This is a genomic window from Corynebacterium sp. NML180780, from assembly GCF_007786415.1.
Taxonomy (GTDB): domain Bacteria; phylum Actinomycetota; class Actinomycetes; order Mycobacteriales; family Mycobacteriaceae; genus Corynebacterium; species Corynebacterium gottingense.
The window spans coordinates 15,820-33,877 of record NZ_VNKN01000021.1 but is presented as its reverse complement, the minus strand read 5'-3'; the positions used below and the strand labels follow the sequence as shown (position 1 = coordinate 33,877).

Here is an 18,058-nt window from a genome sequence, read left to right as displayed (position 1 = left end):
TGGGCGACGCTGTCACGGTACCAGGCGCGTAACGTGTGGTGGGACACGCCAAGGAGCTCTCCGACTTCCTCGTACGCGCGTTGCCGTGAGCAGGACTCCAGACGGACCATCTCTAGGACTTGATGGATCGCCTTCTCCTTGAATTCGGCGGAATACTTTCTGGGCATAGTGCCAATCCTTCCTTAGCAGAGGTAGGAACTAAACCCAGGACGCTTCACGGTTGGGTTGGGAAGAAAGGTAATCTACCACCATGCCTAGGTACTCCGAACAGTTCAAGTACAGGCGCACCGCCCGCTGGCGGGTCTCCTGGTCGTAGGGGCTGATAGCCATGATGTTCCTCCTGTGTTACATCATGCCCTCTCACCAACTCAGGCCGGTTCACTGTTGACCTGTTCATATTCTGGACGCCTGTAATACACCGCTCTAACAGTGTTAGTCCCGGTCATCCAATTGGCTAAAGCAGGATCGACACTCCCCACTAGAGCAAAAGCATCTTTCACCCAAGCGCAAAGGCTTCCTTCCCATTCACGCCCGATGCTACTAAGTATGGGTCAATGCGGATACCGATGCACCTTCCTGTGCTCGAACCAAGCCCAAATCAAAGAAGCCAAGAACAACAGTGGCGTAACCCACGCCAGACGATGCCACCAATGTGCTCCAAAGTATGATTCATCAGCACTTAGTCCTGCTAGATAATTGATTACAAGCGTTGCGATGAACAGCACTACAACGACAGTAACGCTCCACCAGTAGGCTGCGCTTTTCTGTTTACGCATCAATGCCACCTTCCTCAAGACATGTTTGCTGTTTTAGCACGGGTTTCTGTGGCTAGTCGTCTCCACCCACCCCAGATTACATCGTTCTGCTATTGTTCTAGGAAGTCCAACATCAGGGTGCCAATCCTCCAAGTTTCAACTAGGCTTAACTCGGACGACTTGAGATAGCGGGTGACACACAACCGGTATCCGCAACCCCCTTGGATTTTGCTTCATTCCAACCTGCAGTTTCAGGGATTGGTGACTGCATTGCCCTTCCCAAGACCGTAGGAAAGACCATGTATCGCGTACCTTCGGGCTGTCCTACAATGTCCACACGGTCGATTAGGGACAGACCAAAAGTAGCCTTGATTGGTTCATCATTACTTTCGGCGGCTGCACGCTCCGCAACGTGGTTGGAGGGAAGAACAACGACCGTCACCACAGTGTCTTTGACCTCAAATTCAAGGCCAGCTGGTGTGACTGCGTAGAGCCCCACTTCACCGCCAGGTTTTACTACTTCAAGGAAGTTGGAATCGCCCAGCAATTTAACTTTGGTTCCGGCTGGCCCCTCAATGCGAAAGCTATCCCCCCACCTTCAGTTGCGCCTCTGTTTCGCCACCACTGGAATCGGTGTTAGCTCCAATCACTGACACATCGCTCCCCTCTACGGGAACGTACTTGTTTACCTCATCTGCGGAAGCCTGCATTGAAAATGTCGAAATCAGCGCAAACAATGCCGTGGCGCTCACGCACGCCAACCTTTCTTGAACATGGTGAACCCTTTTCCAGAATTCCAAGATGCCCGGCTCGTCATCGGCTTACCTCAAGCCTACGACGAATGAAAAATGCAGTCAATAACCATTTGCGGTGCTGTTGCAAAGTTGGGCGGAGAGCAGCGAAGACTCAGTTTCTCATTCCCTGATGGCCGCTGCGTGTGGGCGTTCTCAGGCCGTCTCGAAGACCCGGTTGACGATCACCGCGTCCGGGTTCGGTTGCCCGTAGGCAAACATCGCGCCTTGCCCTTTCCGCAATGAGTGCATCGCCTCCATCCCTTTCAACGTCCGATATGCAGATGTCCGGTTCTTAAACGCGCCTTTCGTGTTGCGCGCGTGCATTTAGTAACACCGTGGTGAGTATCGAGTAGCGCGATGGTGAGTATCGAGTAACACTGCAGTTTTCGGGGGAAACTCTTTGGTGACCGCGTGACTTCATGGCACGCGGCATTGCCAAAGGAGTCTGATTGTGACTGACTACAGGGCGGTGATGGACCTTGTGCTCAAAGGCTGGTCCGTTCGCCAGATCACAGCGTCGATGGGATGCTCGCATTCCACCGTGCAAAAAGTTCGTAAGGTGCTGCAAGCAGAGCAGATCACGACGACGGCCCAGCTTGCTGGGCTCAATGATGAAGCCGTAGCTGTGCTGTTTCATGACGGAAGATCCACAGGTCAGGGTGTGTTCGTCCCGTTCGATTTCGATTCCGTGGTGAAAGCACGGACCGGAAGATATAAGACCACGCTGCAGGTCCTGTGGGGCAAGTACACCTCAACGCCAGCGCTGCCGGGCCAGCGGTACTACAGCTACGAGCGGTTTCGCCAGCTTGTAGCGCAGCACGTAGATGCCACCGGGGTAACCGCCCGGATCGTGCACGCACCAGCTCACACTATGCAGGTGGACTGGGCAGGAACGAAGATGCGCTTGTTCGACCCCACCGGGGGACGTCCAAGCAGGCTCAGTGTGTTTGTCGCCTCGCTTCCGTATTCCGGGATGCTGTTCTTGCTGGTCAGTGGGTGTTCTTTGGGGATTGTCGTGGTGGTTCCGGGGAATTCGGGGAATACTTCCGGGGACGGTTTGGGGAAGGGGTGTGTTTTGGGTGGTAAGAGAGTTTCGCGAATGGCTCTTTAGCCCCTCACCAGCAGTGATGTCGGTGAGGGGCTTTGCGCTGCGCGGTGAGACATATCCAACACCCCGTGCGCTGGGGAACGCCTCACAACAGGTCTACGCTGGGGAGTAGGGAAGGACCAGTACTTTTCCGCCGCACGAGCTACTTCGAGTCGAAAAGAGCCGACCATGAGCATCGAGACCTACGCAGACATCGCCATGATTGTCATCTTCATTATCGCCACGGTCGTGTACCTCAAGTATGGCGGTAATGAGTACAGCTACGACGCGAACGGCAAGCTGGTCCGCGAACCCGCCCCGGAACCCGCTCCGCAGCCAAAAGCGGCCTAGCCCCGCCGCTGCGCGGAATAAAAGTCGTTGAAACGGCCCACGGTAGGGAGTCGTGGGGCTAACCTGCTGCTATGGAAGGCACACCACTTATAGAATCCCGCGGGATCGACATCGTCCCTGAATCTGAACGCACCGCGAAACCCTCCGACCTCTTCTGGCCGTGGTTCGCGGCAAATATTTCCGTCTTCGGTATCTCGTACGGCTCGTTCATCCTTTGGTTCGGCATCTCGTTCTGGCAGGCGGCTCTCGTCACCGCAGTCGGGGTGACGTTCTCGTTTTTCCTCTGCGGTCTTATCGCAGTTGCGGGCAAGCGAGGCTCCGCGCCAACGATGGTCCTCTCGCGCGCCGCGTTCGGCGTGCACGGCCAGAAAGTGCCCGGCATCATCTCCTGGCTCACCTCCATCGGGTGGGAGACGTTCCTTTCCATCATGGCGGTGCTTGCTACGAACACCGTGCTGCGGCAGCTCGGTGCGGACCCGGGCACGGCTGTCACCGTCATTGCCACCGTCATCGTCGCGGCGCTCATCGTGGCGGCGTCCGTACTGGGCTACCACACCATCATTCGGATGCAGTCCGTGCTCACGTGGCTCACCGGCGCGGTCACCATCATCTACGCCGTGCTCGCCATCCCGCACATCGACCTGGACGCCGTCCGCGCTATTCCGTCCGGGCCCGCAAGCGCCGTGGTCGGTGCGCTCGTGATGGCGATGACCGGCTTCGGCCTGGGCTGGATCAACATCGCCGCCGACTGGTCGCGCTACCAGCGCCGCGACACCTCCGACGGCGCGATCATCTTCTGGAACACGTTCGGCGGCTCCGTCGCCACGGTGGTGCTCATCGTCTTCGGCCTCCTGCTGGCGGGTTCGGATGCATCGCTTGCCGACGCCATCGCGCAGGACCCCATCGGCGCACTCGCCGTCATCTTGCCCACCTGGGTGCTGGTCCCGTTCCTGATCACGGCGGTGCTGGCCCTCGTGTCCGGCGCGGTGCTCGGTATCTACTCGTCGGGCCTGACGCTGCTCACGCTTGGCATCAACATTCCGCGCCCGGCGGCCGCGGCGGTCGACGGCGTGATCCTGACCGTCGGCACGATCTGGGTCGTCTTCTTCGCCCAGGACTTCCTCGGCCCGTTCCAGTCGTTCCTCATTACCCTGGGCGTGCCGCTGGCGAGCTGGGCGGGCATCCTCATCTCGGACATTTATAGCCGGAAGCAGGACTACGACGAGGCCGCGCTCTACGATCCAGCGGGGCGCTACGGCGGGGTGGATGTGGCGTCGATAAGCATTCTGGCGATCGCATCGATCCTGGGGTGGGGGCTGGTGGCCAACGCGTTCGCGGAGGAGGCGGCGTGGAATAACTGGCAGGGCTACCTGCTCCCCCTGGTGGGGGAGCAGTGGGCCGATGCGAACCTGGGCGTGCTTGTGGCGCTGGTGTTCTCGCTGGTCGCGGCGTGGGTGGTGCGCCGCGGGCGAGTGCGCGCGCAGGAGCGCTAGTCCGCGCGCAGGTAGACCTGGGAGCCTTCCTCGCGGAACTTCTCCGCCATCTGCTCCTCGCCGACCGCGAGCGTCGGGATGCCGAGGTTCTGGATGGTCTGCTGTGTGTCAGCGTCCAGGACGGCGTCGATCTTGTCGCCGAATTCGTCGCGGATGTCTTGGGAGATGCGCATGGAGCAGAACTTCGGGCCGCACATGGAGCAGAAGTGCGCGGTCTTCGCGGGCTCGGCAGGCAGGGTCTCGTCGTGGTAGGCCTGCGCGGTGTCCGGGTCCAGGGAGAGCGCGAACTGGTCTTCCCAGCGGAACTCGAAGCGGGCCTTGCTCATCGCGTCGTCCCAGTCGCTCGCGCCCGGGTGGCCCTTTGCCACGTCGGCGGCGTGCGCGGCGACCTTGTAGGTGATCACGCCGGTCTTCACGTCGTCCTTGTTGGGCAGGCCGAGGTGTTCCTTCGGGGTGACGTAGCAGAGCATCGCGGTGCCGCCGGCGGCGATGTTTGCCGCGCCGATGGCGGAGGTGATGTGGTCGTAGCCGGGCGCGATGTCGGTGACCAGGGGGCCAAGCGTGTAGAAGGGGGCGCCGCCGCACCACTCTTCTTCCTTCTCGTTGTTGAGCTGGATCTTGTTCAGGGGTACGTGGCCCGGGCCCTCGATCATGACCTGGACATCAAAGTCCCAGGCGCGCTTGCATAGCTCGCCGATGGTCTTGAGCTCGGCGAACTGGGCGGCGTCGTTGGCGTCGGCGATGGAACCGGGGCGCAGGCCGTCGCCAAGCGAGAAGGCGACGTCGTACTGGGCGAAGATCTCGCAGAGCTCGTCGAAGTTCTCGTAGAGGAAGCTCTCCTTGTGGTGCGCCAGGCACCAGCCGGCCATGATCGACCCGCCGCGGGAAACGATGCCGGTCACGCGCTTCGAGGTCAGCGGCACGAAGGGGAGACGCACGCCGGCGTGGATGGTCATGTAGTCCACGCCCTGCTCGCACTGCTCGATGACCGTGTCGCGGAAGATCTCCCAGGTCAGGTCCTCGGCCACGCCATTGACCTTCTCCAGCGCCTGGTAGATCGGAACCGTGCCGATCGGGACGGGGGAGTTGCGCAGGATCCACTCGCGGGTGGTGTGGATGTCATTGCCCGTGGACAGGTCCATCACGGTGTCGGCACCCCAGCGGGTGGCCCAGCGCAGCTTGTCCACCTCCTCGCGGATGGACGAGGTGACCGCGGAGTTGCCAATGTTGGCGTTTATCTTGGTCAAGAACGCGTTGCCGATGATCATCGGCTCGCTCTCCGGGTGATTAATGTTGTTCGGGATGATCGCCTTGCCCGCGGCGACCTGCTCGCGCACCTTTTCCACGTCGCAGTGCTCGCGCAGCGCCACGAACTCCATCTCCGGGGTGATTTCCCCGCGGCGGGCGTACGCCATCTGGGTCACGCGCTTGCCTTCCGTGGCGCGCAGTGGCGCGCGGCGGGCTCCGCGCCACTCCTCGGAGGCGGCGCCGCGCTTGGCGGCACGGGTGCCGTCGTCAAGCAAATTGCGCTGGCGTCCCTCGTACTCCGCAACGTCGCCGCGGGCGGCGATCCACTCGCTGCGCAGCGCGGGCAGGCCCTCTTCCGGCTCCGCCCATGGGCCGCGGGTGCGGTAGAGCTTCACGGGCTCGTTCGGGCCGGTGGGGGAGTCATCCAGCGCGACCGCGGTCTCGGGGACCTCGAGTCCGTTCTTACGCAGCGGTGCGTAGCTGTGCTTGCGGTGGATTTCTTGAGCGTAGGCGTCAGTCATGACACTCCTTCAACTTCCTTCGCCGGTGCTAACCGGACAGGTTCGGACGGTGCCCGCGCGGCGTGTAGCGCGATCTCAGCCCCTACCTTGGGGCGCCCGTGTGGGATTGCGTAAACGAGTGTAGCGGCTAACAGGCGTGCGCTGCCATTGGGGGAGCTCACTTTCCGGCTGAGGCTAAGGATTTGCCTGGTTCCTGCGCTTCTGCAGCCGCCGATCGATGAGCCACCATTCGAGGGGAGTGAACAAGGTGGCCACGAGCCAGTACATCAGCCAGAAGCTGCCTGCCGTTCCGGTGACCAACATGAGCCCGACCAGGAGTGTTGCCGTCAGCGCCGCCGCGATACCGCAGCGAACCACGTTGCTGGCGGTGCTTCTGGCGAAACCTTCGCGGTGGAGTTCCGATGTTCCCCTGAACTTGTGGTCCGCAGCCTGGATGGTGTCGAGGCCGAAGACGAGGGAAAACGCGACGTAAAACGCGGCGAACCCGTGGAAGAAACCGGCTTGGTGGGTGGCGGAAAGGTCGTAGAAAGCGTAGGCCAGCAAGCCGAGATCAATGATGGGGGTCGTGAACAGGAGCGCCAACCCGACTTTCGGCATGTGCAGCTTGTACCGTGCGAGGAGTCCTGACAGTAGACAAATCCAAAACAATACTTCTGCAACCAGAATCACGGCGAGCATGGGTGCAAGTGTATCGATTATCGCGGGCTTTCTAGCGACTTGGACCAAAGCGGCCCGGTGCGCGTGGTGTAGCCGAGCGGCTCGACGTGCACGATCGTTTCTGCGGAGCCCAGTGCGTTGGCCATGCCGGCTTCGATCTCGTCGGCGTGGGCGTGCGCGTACGACACCGTCCACTCGCCCGGCACCTGCATGACCAGGCTAATGAGCCGCTCGCGACCAAACGCAGCCGTACGTACGGAGGTAAACGCCACCCCGTTTTGCTCGGCAAATGCATCCAGAAATGCGTTGAGTTTTGCAAGCTCCTCCGCGGGCAAAGCCTCAGACAGCAGGCTTAAGATGGCGCTGCGTAACAGCACGAAGCCGGTGAAGAGGATGTTTGCGCCAACCAGCAGCGCGACGATCGGGTCGAGGACCTGCCAGCCGGTCAGCGCCACGAGCGCCATGCCGACAATCACGCCCACGGTGGTCCACACGTCCGTGAGCAGGTGTTTCCCGTCCGCCTCCAGGGTCGCCGAGCGGTAGCGCTTCCCGCCGCGGACGAGCGCGTACCCGGCGGCGGCGTTGAGCACGGCGGCGATGACGGAGAACAGTAATCCCACGCCGAGCTGCTCCACCGGCTGCGGGGAGATGAGCCGTTCTACGCCGGTGTAGATGATGGCCACGGCCGCGACGAGGATGAGCGAGCCCTCCACCTGGGCGGAAAAATATTCAGCCTTGGAGTGTCCGAAGTTGTGGTTCGCGTCCGCCGGCTTCGCGGACAGCTTGAGCGCCCAGAGGCCGACGACGGCGGCCACGAAGTTGATCACGGTCTCGATTGCGTCCGACATGAAGCCGACGGAGCCGGTGACCCAGGCTGCGATCATTTTTAACGCAATGGTGAGGATTGATACAGCGATGGAAAGCCACATGAAGCGTTCCAGGATCTTTTGCTCTTTTTGGAGTGAAGGGGGCAGTTCAGGCATGCGAGTGTCCTCCCACAATTGGGGCGCTTCGGCGCCGTGTGTGCAACGGTCCGAAGGTCTCGCTCACTCCAATCCGGAGCCGGCTGCCCGGGCGCGTGCGCCAGTATGTCGAACAACCGATTGCGGGCTACTCCCCTTCAACGGAGAGAGAGTGTAGCAGGGCGTCGATAAGCAAGTGCCCTACAATGGTCACCGATTTGAGTTCCCAACGATTGGAAAACACCATGGCACGCAAGCGTGGCCTTCAAACTGATCCGGTGATCTTCGGGGCATCGCTCGGCTTCATCGTCGTCTTCGTGGCGGCGACGCTGGCGTTCGGTGATCGCGCCCGCCAGCTCTACAGCTCGATCTCCGGGTTCCTAATGGACAATTTCTCCTGGATGTACATCGGCGGTATCTCCGCAGTGTTCATCTTCCTCATCGTTATTTTCGTCTCCCGCTTTGGCAACATGCGGCTTGGCGACGACGAAGACGAGCCCGAATACAGCTACCCAGTCTGGTTCGCCATGCTTTTCGCCGCCGGCATGGGCGCGACGCTCATGTTCTGGGGAGCCGCGGAGCCGCTGAACCACGCGTACAACCCGCCGCGCGGCGATATGGAACCGATGAGCCGCGAGGCGATCGTGCAGGCCTTCGAGTTCACGTACTACCACTTTGGCATCCACATGTGGGTGATCTTCACCCTGCCCGGCCTGGCCATCGGGTACTTCGTGTACAAGCGCAAGATGCCGGCGCGCATGTCGTCGATGTTCGCTCCGCTGCTCGGCGGTCGGGTGTACGAGACGCCGGGCAAGCTTCTCGACGCCCTGGGGATCATCGGTACCATCTTCGGCCTCGGCGTCTCTGTGGGCCTTGGTGTCCTGCAGATCTCCGCGGGCCTGAACATTCTGTGGGGCGTGCCGCTCATTACGCCGGTGCAGCTGGGCATCATCCTGTTCATCACCATCGCGGCGTGCCTGTCCGTGGCCACCGGCCTGGACAAGGGCGTGAAGTTCCTGTCCAACCTGAACATCGGCGCGACGATCTTCCTCATGCTCTTCGTGCTCGTCTCCGGCCCGACGCTGGCGCTGATGGGGCAGATCACGGAGTCCTTTGGCATCTACGGCAACTCGCTGCCCGAGCTGATGTTCTGGGTGGACTCCTATAACGACAACCCGGGCTGGCACGCCACCTGGACGGCGTTCTACTGGGCCTGGACGATCTGCTGGTCCCCGTTCGTAGGTATGTTCTTCGCCCGCATCTCGCGCGGCCGCACCGTCCGCGAGTTCATCGGCGGCACCATCCTGCTGCCGACGGTGTTCGACCTGATCTGGTTCTCCATCTTCGGCCGCGCCGCGATGGAGATGGAGGCCGAGGACCCGGGCGTGCTGACCAAACCCGTGGTGGAGGACGGCGACACCCCGCGCGCCCTGTTCTCGCTGCTGGCGGAGTACCCGCTGTACGCGGTGACCGGCGCGGTCGCCCTGTTTGTCATCGTGATGTACTTTGTCACCTCTATGGACTCCGCCGCGCTGGTGGTGGACATGTTCGCCACCGGCGAGGAGAACAAGTCCCCGGTGTTCTACCGGGTTGGCTGGGTCATCGCCGTCGGCCTGGTGACCGGCGCGCTGCTGTTTATCAACGACTCCGGCATCCAAGCTCTCCAGGAGGTGGTGATCATCATCGCCTTCCCGTTCTTCATTACGTACTTCATCATGATGTGGTCGCTGGTCAAGGCGATGACGGACGACTCCGCCGCCGCCCGCCGCTACCGCTCCCGCCAGTGGGAGAAGACCGACACCGCGGAGAAGTTGGAGGAGGGCGAGAACAAGCCCGCGCCGGGCTACGACGCCGAGGGCAACCCCGTCGACCGGCCCGAGTTTGAGTACGACGCGGAGGAGGGGACCTGGCGCCTCGAGGACTCCCTCATCCTCGGCGAGGATGTGCAGGTCTCCGGCGACGGCGAGCCGAAGGCTGGTTCCAAGGTCAACTGGGTGGAGCAGCAAGACCCGAAGTAGGCGCGATCGGCGCCGAAGGCTGAGAAAACTGCGCAATGCGTAGTTTTCTCAGCCTTTTTCGTGTCGTGAGTGGGGAACAGGAGTTTGGGTCCCGCCGCGCATTCGAACATATGCTGAGGAAACTGCGCATTGCGTAGTTTCTGTGAGTCTGCCGAGCTGGGGACAGCTTCTCGACGCCCATGACCCCTGTTGTTATACCGCCATAACCGCAGGCAGGTGGCGTGTTCGGGTGGGGTGCTACCGTGTTGCGTACAACCAAAACTCCGACCATCCCACCTCCCGAAAGGGGCCTGCGCCATGACGATCACGACCACCGATGCCACACCAAAGCCACCTACCGCAGACGAAAGTGTGGACGACAAGACGCAAGATTTCGAACATTCTCCGGGCGACGACGACGCGATCGCGGAGCTCGCTTCCCGCATCGAGGACACGTTTGGCAGGATCACCACCTGTAAAGCGCAATTGCTGCACCAGATTGGCATCTTTGATTCGCTGCGGCTGGCTCGTCGATGCGGGGCGAGGACGACCGCGGGGTGGCTGGTGCGGCGGCTGGGGATCTCGCAGACCACAGCGCACGAGTATGTGCGCGTCGCTCGTGAGCTGACCACGTACCACCTGCTCGCGGAAGCATTCCAAGAAGGCGCAGTGAACTACTCCAAGGTGCGCCTGCTCCTCCCGTACCTGAAGAAGAACGACGAGTCGACGCTCGTGGAGATGGCACGGAAACACGGCTACCACGAGCTGGGGGCGGAGCTTGCGCTGCTGGACAGGGACGACGGCGAGGATGCCCCGACACGGTCCTCGTACGTGCGGATTGCGGAGCGCAAGAACGGACGCTTCGGGCTGTGGGCCGACCTCAGCCCGATGGAAGGCGCGCAGGTGGCGGCCGCGCTGAAGATCGGGGAACTGGCCTACCACGACGTTGACCTGCAGGATGCGGTCAACCGGGACGCGGTCGAGGAGGAGCTGGAGGACCTGCCCACCTCGTCCGGAATCGGGATGCCCACGGGCAAGGTGATGCTCGCTGCGTTCATGGGGATGGTGAATGTCGTGCGCTCGCGCCCGAAGAACCCGCTACGCGCCCCGGGTGCGCACGTCAACATCGTGACCACGGTTGACGGAGGGGCCTATTTGCCGGTTGGGGGCGCGGCGGCGTCGGCAAGCGTGGCGCACGCCGTGGCGAACGCCATGGTGCGCGTGAACACGGTGGACAAGGACGGTCTGATTCTCAACACGTCGAGGGCGTCGCGGCTGGCCACGGACGGGCAGTTCAACGCGCTGATGACTATGTGGGGCGGGCGCTGCGCGATGCCTGGATGCGACCATACGCGGTTCATTCAGGTCCACCACGTACACGACTGGGCGGACGGAGGCGCCACGGACCTGCACAATCTGCTGCCGTTGTGCTCGTCGTGCCACGCGATGGTCTCGGAGGGGTGGATTCGCATCCTGGAGGACGGCCCCGACTTGCACTTCGTGTTTCGGGATGGGAGCAGGTTCGTGGCGGAAAGCTATCAGGCGCCGCTGCGCAGCGACGCGTCCCTGACCCTGCGCGAGTTCAACCAGGGGAGCGCTTAGCGCGCCAGGCGCATCCTGCGGTGCGGGATGCCGGTGTCGAGGAACTCCTCGCCCTCCGCGACCAGACCGAAACGTGAGTAGTAGTCGACCAGGCCAGACTGTGCCTCGACGATGAGGTCGCCTGGCCAGCGAGTGGTGTACTCGATTCCGGTGCGCACGATGCGCGGGCCGATGCCGGATCCGCGGTGCGCTGGGTGCACCACGAAGCGCCCAAAGCGCGAGCCGGTTTCGGTGGGGAAGACGCGCGCGCAGCCGGCGAGCTCGCCGCCGTCGGTAAGCGCCAGAATGTGTCTAGTGTCCGGGTCGGCGTCCTGGTCGTCGATCTCGTTGTACGGACAATCCTGCTCGGCGACGAAGACATCCACGCGGAGCTTGTATAGCGTGTGGACCTCGCGCGGGGTCATCTCATCCAGCGATTTCAGCACGATCACGGTGCGGTTCAATCCTTCCTGCCTTGCCGTAGGAAACGTGGCGGTGTGCCCATTCAAACGGGCCCTGCTTTCCAGCAGCTTCGAGTGCGGTGGCGAGTAGCACGGTCGCAAGCCACACGCAGGCGCTGAGTGCGAGTTTGCCGCTGATGGTCCAGTCCTGGCCAAGTCCCAGGCTAAACGGGTACACCAATGCGAGAAAGAAAAAGGTCTGCGCCAGGTACCCGGACATCGAACGCTTGCCAAGCGCGACGAGCGGGTAAGTCCAGGTGGGTGCCGCGTTGTTCAGGCGCGACGTGAGCAGCGTCAGCGCGGCGAGGATGCCAGGTCCGGTGAGGCAGCCAATTGCGCTGTTGAGCAGGTGCAGGCTCGACTCCAACTCGGGATTGAGCACGCCAATGGCGGCCAGCCCCCAGGGCAGACCGATGGCCAACATGATGACCCCGGCCAGGATCGTCCACGTCCACAGCGTGCGTGCGTGCTGCTTGGTGTTGACCAGCACGCCTTCCTTCGCCCACACATAGCCGATGGTGGCCAAGGGGACAAGCTCAAGCAGGATAAACGGGGTGGACAGCAGCATTTCTGCCGCGTTGGCGAGGTTGTTGGTGAAGTAGGTGCCAAAACTCCCAAATTCTTCATTGAGCACATTGTTCCCACCCATCTCCTTAGCCACCTCAGGGATTAACGCCGCTGATACGCCAATGAATGAAGTGAAAAGGATGTAGAGGCCGAGGCAGGAGTACGAGATGATGCGCAGCACCTTCGTCGAGAGCGTGAACATCACCGAAAGCAGCATGCCGACAAACCCGTACATGGTCATGATGTCGCCGAAGAACACCAGGAACATGTGCGCCAGGCCGAACAGCGCAAGTGCCCCGTAGCGGCGGGCCAGGATCTTTCGTGCCTCGCCAACCGGGTACTGCTTCCGGTACAGGCTGGAGACGACAAGCCCGAAGCCGAAGCCAAGCAGCGTGGCAAACATGGGCAGGCCGCGGGAGTGGACGAAGAGGGCGGCGAAGAGGGCCAACGCGGCGTCGATAAGCGAGCCCTCTTGCACCCCGCCGACACTCCACCCGGGGCCTGACTCCGGCTGCGAGTGCTGATTGATCATCCAAAATAGCGAGCCGTTGGCCAGCGCGATGCCAAGCAGTGCTGTGCCGCGGGCAAGGTCGGGGACGAGTAGTCGTTGCATGGGCCTCACTTTTACCAGCTGCTTACCGCATCAGCCAGGGCGAGACCGAGACGAGGATGGCGCGGGTGGCCTGGTCGAGCGTGGGCTGCAGGTCGGGCGCAAAGTAGGGGGAGTGGTTGGACGGGGCGGAGTCGATGTCCGCGCTGCTGCCCACAAACCAGTAGAAGTACGGCGCGCCAAAGGCGTTGGCGATGGTGGGGAAGTCCTCGGAACCGCACAGCCGGCCGAAGTCGCCGACCACATCGCCGAACTGCTCGCGGAACGCGGCCATCACCTGCTCGGCGATGGCCTCGTCGTTGGAGAACTCGGGGGCGCCGCCGACAATCTCAAACGTCGGTTCCGTGGTCGCGCCCGCCGCCGCGCACTCGGCGCGGACGATGCGCCGGATGGCGCTGTTCAGGCGGTCGCTGACCTCGGTGGTGAACGCGCGGGTGCTCACGGACAGCTCGGCGGTGGCGGGGATCGTGTTCGGGGATTCGCCGGCGTGGATCGCGCCCACCGTCACCACGCCCATTTCCTGCGGGGCGATCTCGCGCGACACAATGGTCTGCAGGCGGGTGATCACGTGCGCCGCGATGACCACGGGGTCCACCCCCTTCTCCGGCATCGAGCCGTGCGCGCCGGTGCCGTGGATGGTGATTTTGGTCTGCACGCACGTGGAACACACCGGCCCGGCGAGCGCGCCCATCCCGTAGCCGGGAATCATCGGGCCGACGTGCTGGCCCAGCACCACGTCCGGGGTCGGCACCTTCTCCGCCAGGCCGTGCTCCACCATGTCCCGCGCGCCGGCGCCGGTTTCCTCGCCGGGCTGGAACAGTGCGAGGAGCGTGCCCGACCAGGCGTCAGTGTGCTGCGCAAGCATTGTCGACGCCGCGAGCAAGGCCGCCGTGTGCATATCGTGCCCGCAGGCGTGGGCGGCGCCGAGCGCGGGGTCGGCCGAGTACTCCAGGCCGGTCTCCTCCGAGAGCGGCAGGGCGTCGAAGTCGGCGCGGAAGCACACGGTCGGCCCGTCGCCGTTAGTGAGGATGCCGACCTTGCCGGTGGCGCCCACCGGCACGACGGTGAAGCCGGCGGCTTCCAGCTCTTCGCCGATGCGGGCGCTCGTCTGGTGCTCTTCCAGGGCGAGTTCGGGGTGCTGGTGGAACCACTTGTACAACGCTTCGCGCTCGCCGCGGGTGGCGTCCAGATCGGACTCGAATGGTGCAAACGGTCCAGTGAGTGCAAAAGATTTCGTCATGGGGACATGCTAGCCCGGGCACTTCCCACCTTTGATGTGGTAAATGAGGAAATTGGGGCAAAAACATGGCAATGTATACGGGAGTTGCTGTTGTGGTCTATGTAGGAAGAATGCCCATGATTCGTCGTCGTATCGCCGCCCTGATCACCGCGTTTGCCGTCGCCGCGCTGCCTGCTGCGCCCGCGAACGCTGGTGAAGCGCCTGCACCGCAGCCGGCGCCGATCGACCCGAACTACACCTGGCACAACGACCCGATTTCAAAGGTGCTGGCCGGCAAGCCGCTTGCGGACTACGTCCTGCACCGCGTGCCCGGCTCCTTCCACGACGCACCGCGCATCCCGCGCGAGTCCAACGAGGCCCTGCAGCGCGGCAACTCCCTGTACGGCCCCGGCACCCCCATCTACGTGGGCGAGGGCGACAACGAGGTCATGTGCACCGTCGCCGTCGCCGGCTACGGCGAGCACGGCAACAAGTACGCCCTGACCGCGGGGCACTGCGGCAAGGTCGGAGACCCGGTCTCCTCGGCGGACTCCTGGCAGGTGGGGCACTCTGGCAACATCGTCAAGGTCAACGAGCGCCTGGACTACGCGCTCATCGAGCTCGGCTCCAACGCCGAAGTCACCCGCTCCTACGATGGCGTGACCATCAACCACCTCGGCTCCGCGCCGGTGAAGCCGGGCAAAAACGTGTGCAAGAAGGGCGTGGCCTCCGGCGAGACCTGTGGGATCACCTGGTCGGACTGGAACGTGCAGAACGTGAACCAGGTCTGCGCGATGCAGGGCGACTCCGGCGCGCCCCTGTACACGGACGACCGCCTCGTCGGCATGATCAACGGTGGCCTGTTCCCCGCGCCGTTCGACGTGCAGTGCACCACCCCGCTGCAGGGGCCGATCTACGCGCCCACCAGCGCCGCCCGCATGGACGCCATCCTGGCGGACCTGAACAACGGGTTCCGCCTGCCGTAACTTAGCGCAGCGCCGAGAGCGCTGCGTCGTGGAGCGCGCCGTTGCTGGCCAGCGCGTCGCCGCCGTGCGGGCCGTCCTCGCCGGACAGAGAAGTAAACTGCCCGCCGGCCTCCGTGACCAGCACCGACAGGGCGGCGAGGTCCCACAGCGACACCTCCGGTTCGGCGGCGATGTCCACCGCGCCCTCCGCGACGAAGCAGTAGTTGAGGAAGTCGCCGTAGCCACGCAGGCGCCAGGTCTGCTCCGTCAGGCCGATGAACTTCTCCAGCAGGCCGCGATCACGCCAACCGGCGAGGGAGGACATGGCGAGGGAGGCGTCGGCAAGCGAGCGCACCCCGGAGACCTCGAGTCGCGTGAGCTCGCCGCCGTTGAACGTGCGCCAGGCGCCGCCGCCGGCCGACGCGTACCAGCGGCGGGTCAGGGCGGGGGCGGAAACGACGCCGACGACCGGTTCGCCGTCCACAAGCAGCGAAATGAGGGTCGCCCACACGGGCACGCCGCGGACAAAGTTCTTCGTCCCGTCGATCGGGTCGATGACCCACTGGCGGCCCTCGAGCGCCACCTCACCGCCGAACTCCTCGCCAAGCACCGCGTCCGCTGGCCGCGACTCCGCAAGCTCCGCTCGGAGCGCCTCCTCGACGGCGAGGTCCGCGTCGGAGACGGGCGTCATGTCCGGTTTGGACTCCACCCGCAGGTCAGAGGCTTCGAAGCGCGCGAGCGTGAGCGCGTCGGCCGCATCGGCCAGTTCGAGTGCGAGGGCGAGGTCGTCGGCGAAATTACTCATGCCCGACAAGTCTAGTAGTGATGTCCTGCACAATCTGGGCATTTCCCGCCACACACCATGTCACTCCGCCCGCATCCACCTTGCGGGCCACGCCGCCCGCCGCCTCCACCAGCGCCTTGCCTGGCAGCCAATCCCAATCCGCCACGGAGTGCTGCAGCCACCCGCCGATCTGCCCCGCAGCCACGGTGGCCAGGTCAATCGAGCCGGCGCCCCACATCCGGATCGTCGCCGCGTCGCGCACCGCGCGCAGCCACACGTCGCGCACGGCGTCCTTGCGCATGTACGTGGGGTGCAGGTACGTGGCCAGGGCTTTCTCGCTTATCGACGCCCCCGTCAACCCCTCCGCACGCTCCCCGTTCACCGTCAGCACGCCCTGGTTGGCCAGCCACGTCGTGTCTGTGGCGGGGCGGTGCACGGCGCCGAGGCGCACCCGTTCCGTGTCCGCTGCATCCGTGAGCGCGATGGCAGAGCAGAAGTAGTCCGAGCCCTGCGAGAAGTTGTAGGTGCCGTCGACCGGGTCGATGACCCAGGTGCGGCCGGTTGCGGAGTCGCGGGCCGCGCCTTCTTCTCCAACCACGCCGTCGTCGGCACGGAGCGCGGCGAGCGCCTCCGCCACGAATGCCTCCGCGGCGCGGTCGGCCTCAGTGACCACGTCGGACACTGACGTCTTGTAGTCGGTGGTCAGCCCCTCCTCGCGCATGCGCAGCGCGAGCTGGCCTGCGTGCTTGACCAGGGCGGCGGCGAGCGCGGCGTCGTCGGATTCGCGGTGGGCCTCAATGAACTGTGCGGTGGATGTCATGCGGCCCATTATCCACGGCATCGCGGTTTGGCGCGGGGGACCGGGGCTGCCGCATTGCTCCTCGACTAGACTGCGCTCTTATGCAACCGGAGACTCAGACGCGCATCGCCGACCTCGACTCGAAGCTCACCACCATTGAAAAGGTGATGGACCTCGAGGAGATGGGCGTGCGCATCCGCGAGCTCGAGCAGCAGGCCGCCGACCCCTCGCTGTGGGACGACCCCTCGCACGCGCAGCAGGTCACTTCGGAGCTCTCCAACGTGCAGGCGCGCCTGCGCAAGGTGACGTCGCTGCGCACGCGTATCGACGACCTCCCGGTCATGGTCGAACTCGCGGAAGAAGAGGGGGACCCCTCCATGGCCGCGGAGGAGCTGGAGGACGTGGAGGCGCGAGTGGAATCGCTCGAGGTGCAGACCATGCTCTCGGGCGAGTACGACGCGCGCGAGGCCGTGGTGAACATCCGCTCGGGCGCGGGCGGCGTGGACGCTGCGGACTGGGCGGAGATGCTCATGCGCATGTACGTCCGCTGGGCCGAGAAGAACGACCACAAGGTGGACGTCTACGACATTTCTTACGCGGAGGAGGCGGGCATCAAGTCGGCCACCTTCGCCGTCCACGGCGATTACATGTACGGTCAGCTTTCCGTCGAGCAGGGGGCGCACCGTCTCGTGCGCATCAGCCCCTTTGACAATCAGGGGCGCCGCCAGACCTCGTTTGCGGAGGTCGAGGTCCTGCCGGTGGTGGAGCGGACCGACCACATTGACATCCCTGACTCGGACATCAGGGTCGACGTGTACCGTTCCTCCGGCCCCGGCGGGCAGAGCGTGAACACCACCGACTCGGCGGTGCGCATCACCCACATCCCCACCGGGATCGTGGTGACCTGCCAGAACGAGAAGTCCCAGATTCAGAACAAGGCCTCGGCGCTCAACGTCTTGCAGTCCAAGCTGCTGGAAAAGAAGCGGCAGGAAGAGAAGGCGGAGCTGGACGCGCTGGGCGCGGGCGGCAACGCGTCGTGGGGCAACCAGATGCGCTCCTACGTGTTGCACCCGTACCAGATGGTGAAAGACCTGCGCACCAACTACGAGGTCGGCGACCCGCAGAAGGTGCTGGATGGGGACCTCGATGGCTTCCTCGAGGCCGGCATCCGGTGGCGCAAGGCACAGGAGCAGGGCGAGGAGTAGCT

18 protein-coding genes, 1 pseudogene and 1 riboswitch are annotated in these 18,058 nt (G+C 63.7%); of the genes and pseudogenes, 7 read left to right on the top strand and 12 right to left on the bottom strand.

The features are described from left to right. The 4 genes and pseudogenes from FPP74_RS11780 to FPP74_RS11770 all read right to left on the bottom strand — a co-directional run. Window positions 1-167 (bottom strand): transposase (locus FPP74_RS11780; protein ID WP_144717136.1); only part of this gene is annotated, 167 nt, incomplete at its 3' end. Window positions 168-921: 754 nt separating this feature from the next. Next, window positions 922-1,302, bottom strand: a complete 381-nt coding sequence (locus FPP74_RS11775; protein WP_144718762.1) for a hypothetical protein — start codon at window positions 1,300-1,302, stop codon at window positions 922-924. A gap of 37 nt (window positions 1,303-1,339) precedes the next feature. Beyond that, window positions 1,340-1,507 carry a hypothetical protein gene (locus FPP74_RS12335; RefSeq protein WP_158522248.1) on the bottom strand — a complete coding sequence of 56 codons (168 nt, stop codon included), beginning with the start codon at window positions 1,505-1,507 and terminating at the stop codon, window positions 1,340-1,342. Between the two features lie 195 nt (window positions 1,508-1,702). Further along, window positions 1,703-1,855 (bottom strand): annotated as a pseudogene (locus tag FPP74_RS11770) (IS6 family transposase); the annotation flags it as partial. A 145-nt stretch (window positions 1,856-2,000) separates the two neighbouring features. Between FPP74_RS11770 and FPP74_RS11765 the strand changes: the two are divergent. The 3 genes from FPP74_RS11765 (at window position 2,001) to FPP74_RS11760 (ending at window position 4,480) form a co-directional block, all read left to right on the top strand. Then, entirely contained in the window at window positions 2,001-2,660 is a 660-nt protein-coding gene (locus FPP74_RS11765; protein WP_144718759.1) for a helix-turn-helix domain-containing protein, read from the top strand. A 165-nt stretch (window positions 2,661-2,825) separates the two neighbouring features. Beyond that, window positions 2,826-2,987, top strand: coding sequence for a hypothetical protein (locus tag FPP74_RS12330; RefSeq protein WP_158221641.1), 162 nt, complete (start codon window positions 2,826-2,828; stop codon window positions 2,985-2,987). Between the two features lie 71 nt (window positions 2,988-3,058). Further along, window positions 3,059-4,480, top strand: coding sequence for a cytosine permease (locus tag FPP74_RS11760; protein WP_144718756.1), 1,422 nt, complete (start codon window positions 3,059-3,061; stop codon window positions 4,478-4,480). On the opposite strand, the gene thiC is transcribed toward FPP74_RS11760, so the two are convergent. The 3 genes from thiC to FPP74_RS11745 all read right to left on the bottom strand — a co-directional run bounded on the left by thiC (window position 4,477) and on the right by FPP74_RS11745 (window position 7,889). Beyond that, entirely contained in the window at window positions 4,477-6,249 is a 1,773-nt protein-coding gene (gene thiC / locus FPP74_RS11755) for a phosphomethylpyrimidine synthase ThiC (protein WP_095537091.1), read from the bottom strand. The two genes, FPP74_RS11760 and thiC, sit on opposite strands and share 4 nt — an antisense overlap. Beyond that, window positions 6,247-6,359, bottom strand: a riboswitch (TPP riboswitch). It overlaps the preceding gene by 3 nt. A 64-nt stretch (window positions 6,360-6,423) precedes the next feature. Continuing rightward, complete coding sequence (locus FPP74_RS11750; RefSeq protein WP_144718753.1) at window positions 6,424-6,927, bottom strand: hypothetical protein; 504 nt, start codon at window positions 6,925-6,927, stop codon at window positions 6,424-6,426. A gap of 17 nt (window positions 6,928-6,944) precedes the next feature. Next, window positions 6,945-7,889, bottom strand: a complete 945-nt coding sequence (locus FPP74_RS11745) for a cation diffusion facilitator family transporter (protein WP_144718750.1) — start codon at window positions 7,887-7,889, stop codon at window positions 6,945-6,947. 224 nt (window positions 7,890-8,113) lie between these two features. Here FPP74_RS11745 and FPP74_RS11740 point away from each other — a divergent pair, with 224 nt between their 5' ends. Next, complete coding sequence (locus FPP74_RS11740) at window positions 8,114-9,886, top strand: BCCT family transporter (RefSeq protein ID WP_186439446.1); 1,773 nt, start codon at window positions 8,114-8,116, stop codon at window positions 9,884-9,886. A 297-nt stretch (window positions 9,887-10,183) separates the two neighbouring features. Continuing rightward, on the top strand, window positions 10,184-11,467 hold the full coding sequence (locus FPP74_RS11735; RefSeq protein WP_144718744.1) for an HNH endonuclease signature motif containing protein: 1,284 nt from the start codon (window positions 10,184-10,186) through the stop codon (window positions 11,465-11,467). Here the strand turns inward: FPP74_RS11735 and FPP74_RS11730 are convergent. From FPP74_RS11730 to FPP74_RS11720, 3 genes are read right to left on the bottom strand one after another with little or no spacing between them, the layout of a single operon-like run. Continuing rightward, on the bottom strand, window positions 11,464-11,898 hold the full coding sequence (locus FPP74_RS11730; RefSeq protein WP_144718741.1) for a GNAT family N-acetyltransferase: 435 nt from the start codon (window positions 11,896-11,898) through the stop codon (window positions 11,464-11,466). The genes FPP74_RS11735 and FPP74_RS11730 overlap by 4 nt on opposite strands. After that, complete coding sequence (locus FPP74_RS11725; RefSeq protein ID WP_144718738.1) at window positions 11,873-13,087, bottom strand: DUF418 domain-containing protein; 1,215 nt, start codon at window positions 13,085-13,087, stop codon at window positions 11,873-11,875. Before FPP74_RS11725 ends, FPP74_RS11730 begins: the two co-directional genes overlap by 26 nt. 22 nt (window positions 13,088-13,109) lie before the next feature. After that, a complete protein-coding gene (locus FPP74_RS11720) occupies window positions 13,110-14,324 on the bottom strand; it encodes an amidohydrolase (protein ID WP_144718735.1) in 1,215 nt (404 codons plus the stop codon). A gap of 116 nt (window positions 14,325-14,440) precedes the next feature. Between FPP74_RS11720 and FPP74_RS11715 the strand changes: the two genes are divergently transcribed. Then, window positions 14,441-15,289 carry a S1 family peptidase gene (locus tag FPP74_RS11715; RefSeq protein ID WP_095548574.1) on the top strand — a complete coding sequence of 283 codons (849 nt, stop codon included), beginning with the start codon at window positions 14,441-14,443 and terminating at the stop codon, window positions 15,287-15,289. A gap of 1 nt (window position 15,290) precedes the next feature. Here the strand turns inward: FPP74_RS11715 and hisN are convergent, their stop codons facing one another. Together hisN and FPP74_RS11705 are read right to left on the bottom strand one after the other, a co-directional pair. Then, the gene (gene hisN / locus FPP74_RS11710; protein ID WP_144718732.1) at window positions 15,291-16,073 is read right to left on the bottom strand and encodes a histidinol-phosphatase; all 783 of its coding nucleotides are present in this window, start codon (window positions 16,071-16,073) and stop codon (window positions 15,291-15,293) included. Then, window positions 16,066-16,872 (bottom strand): inositol monophosphatase family protein, encoded by an 807-nt coding sequence (locus FPP74_RS11705; RefSeq protein ID WP_255456155.1) that lies wholly within the window; start codon window positions 16,870-16,872, stop codon window positions 16,066-16,068. Before FPP74_RS11705 ends, hisN begins: the two co-directional genes overlap by 8 nt. An 80-nt stretch (window positions 16,873-16,952) precedes the next feature. On the opposite strand from FPP74_RS11705, the gene prfB reads away from it, so the two are divergent. Further along, window positions 16,953-18,056, top strand: a complete 1,104-nt coding sequence (gene prfB, locus FPP74_RS11700; RefSeq protein ID WP_095278941.1) for a peptide chain release factor 2 — start codon at window positions 16,953-16,955, stop codon at window positions 18,054-18,056. Window positions 18,057-18,058: the final 2 nt, after the last annotated feature.

Coding starts and splice junctions, on each gene's coding strand:
- FPP74_RS11760 (WP_144718756.1), top strand. CDS start 3,059: ATGGAAGGCACACCACTTATAGAATCCCGCGGGATCGACATCGTCCCT.
- FPP74_RS11715 (WP_095548574.1), top strand. CDS start 14,441: ATGATTCGTCGTCGTATCGCCGCCCTGATCACCGCGTTTGCCGTCGCC.
- prfB (WP_095278941.1), top strand. CDS start 16,953: ATGCAACCGGAGACTCAGACGCGCATCGCCGACCTCGACTCGAAGCTC.
- FPP74_RS11725 (WP_144718738.1), bottom strand. CDS start 13,087: ATGCAACGACTACTCGTCCCCGACCTTGCCCGCGGCACAGCACTGCTT.
- FPP74_RS11740 (WP_186439446.1), top strand. CDS start 8,114: ATGGCACGCAAGCGTGGCCTTCAAACTGATCCGGTGATCTTCGGGGCA.
- FPP74_RS11720 (WP_144718735.1), bottom strand. CDS start 14,324: ATGACGAAATCTTTTGCACTCACTGGACCGTTTGCACCATTCGAGTCC.
- hisN (WP_144718732.1), bottom strand. CDS start 16,073: ATGAGTAATTTCGCCGACGACCTCGCCCTCGCACTCGAACTGGCCGAT.
- thiC (WP_095537091.1), bottom strand. CDS start 6,249: ATGACTGACGCCTACGCTCAAGAAATCCACCGCAAGCACAGCTACGCA.
- FPP74_RS11735 (WP_144718744.1), top strand. CDS start 10,184: ATGACGATCACGACCACCGATGCCACACCAAAGCCACCTACCGCAGAC.
- FPP74_RS11750 (WP_144718753.1), bottom strand. CDS start 6,927: ATGCTCGCCGTGATTCTGGTTGCAGAAGTATTGTTTTGGATTTGTCTA.
- FPP74_RS12330 (WP_158221641.1), top strand. CDS start 2,826: ATGAGCATCGAGACCTACGCAGACATCGCCATGATTGTCATCTTCATT.
- FPP74_RS11745 (WP_144718750.1), bottom strand. CDS start 7,889: ATGCCTGAACTGCCCCCTTCACTCCAAAAAGAGCAAAAGATCCTGGAA.
- FPP74_RS11705 (WP_255456155.1), bottom strand. CDS start 16,872: ATGACATCCACCGCACAGTTCATTGAGGCCCACCGCGAATCCGACGAC.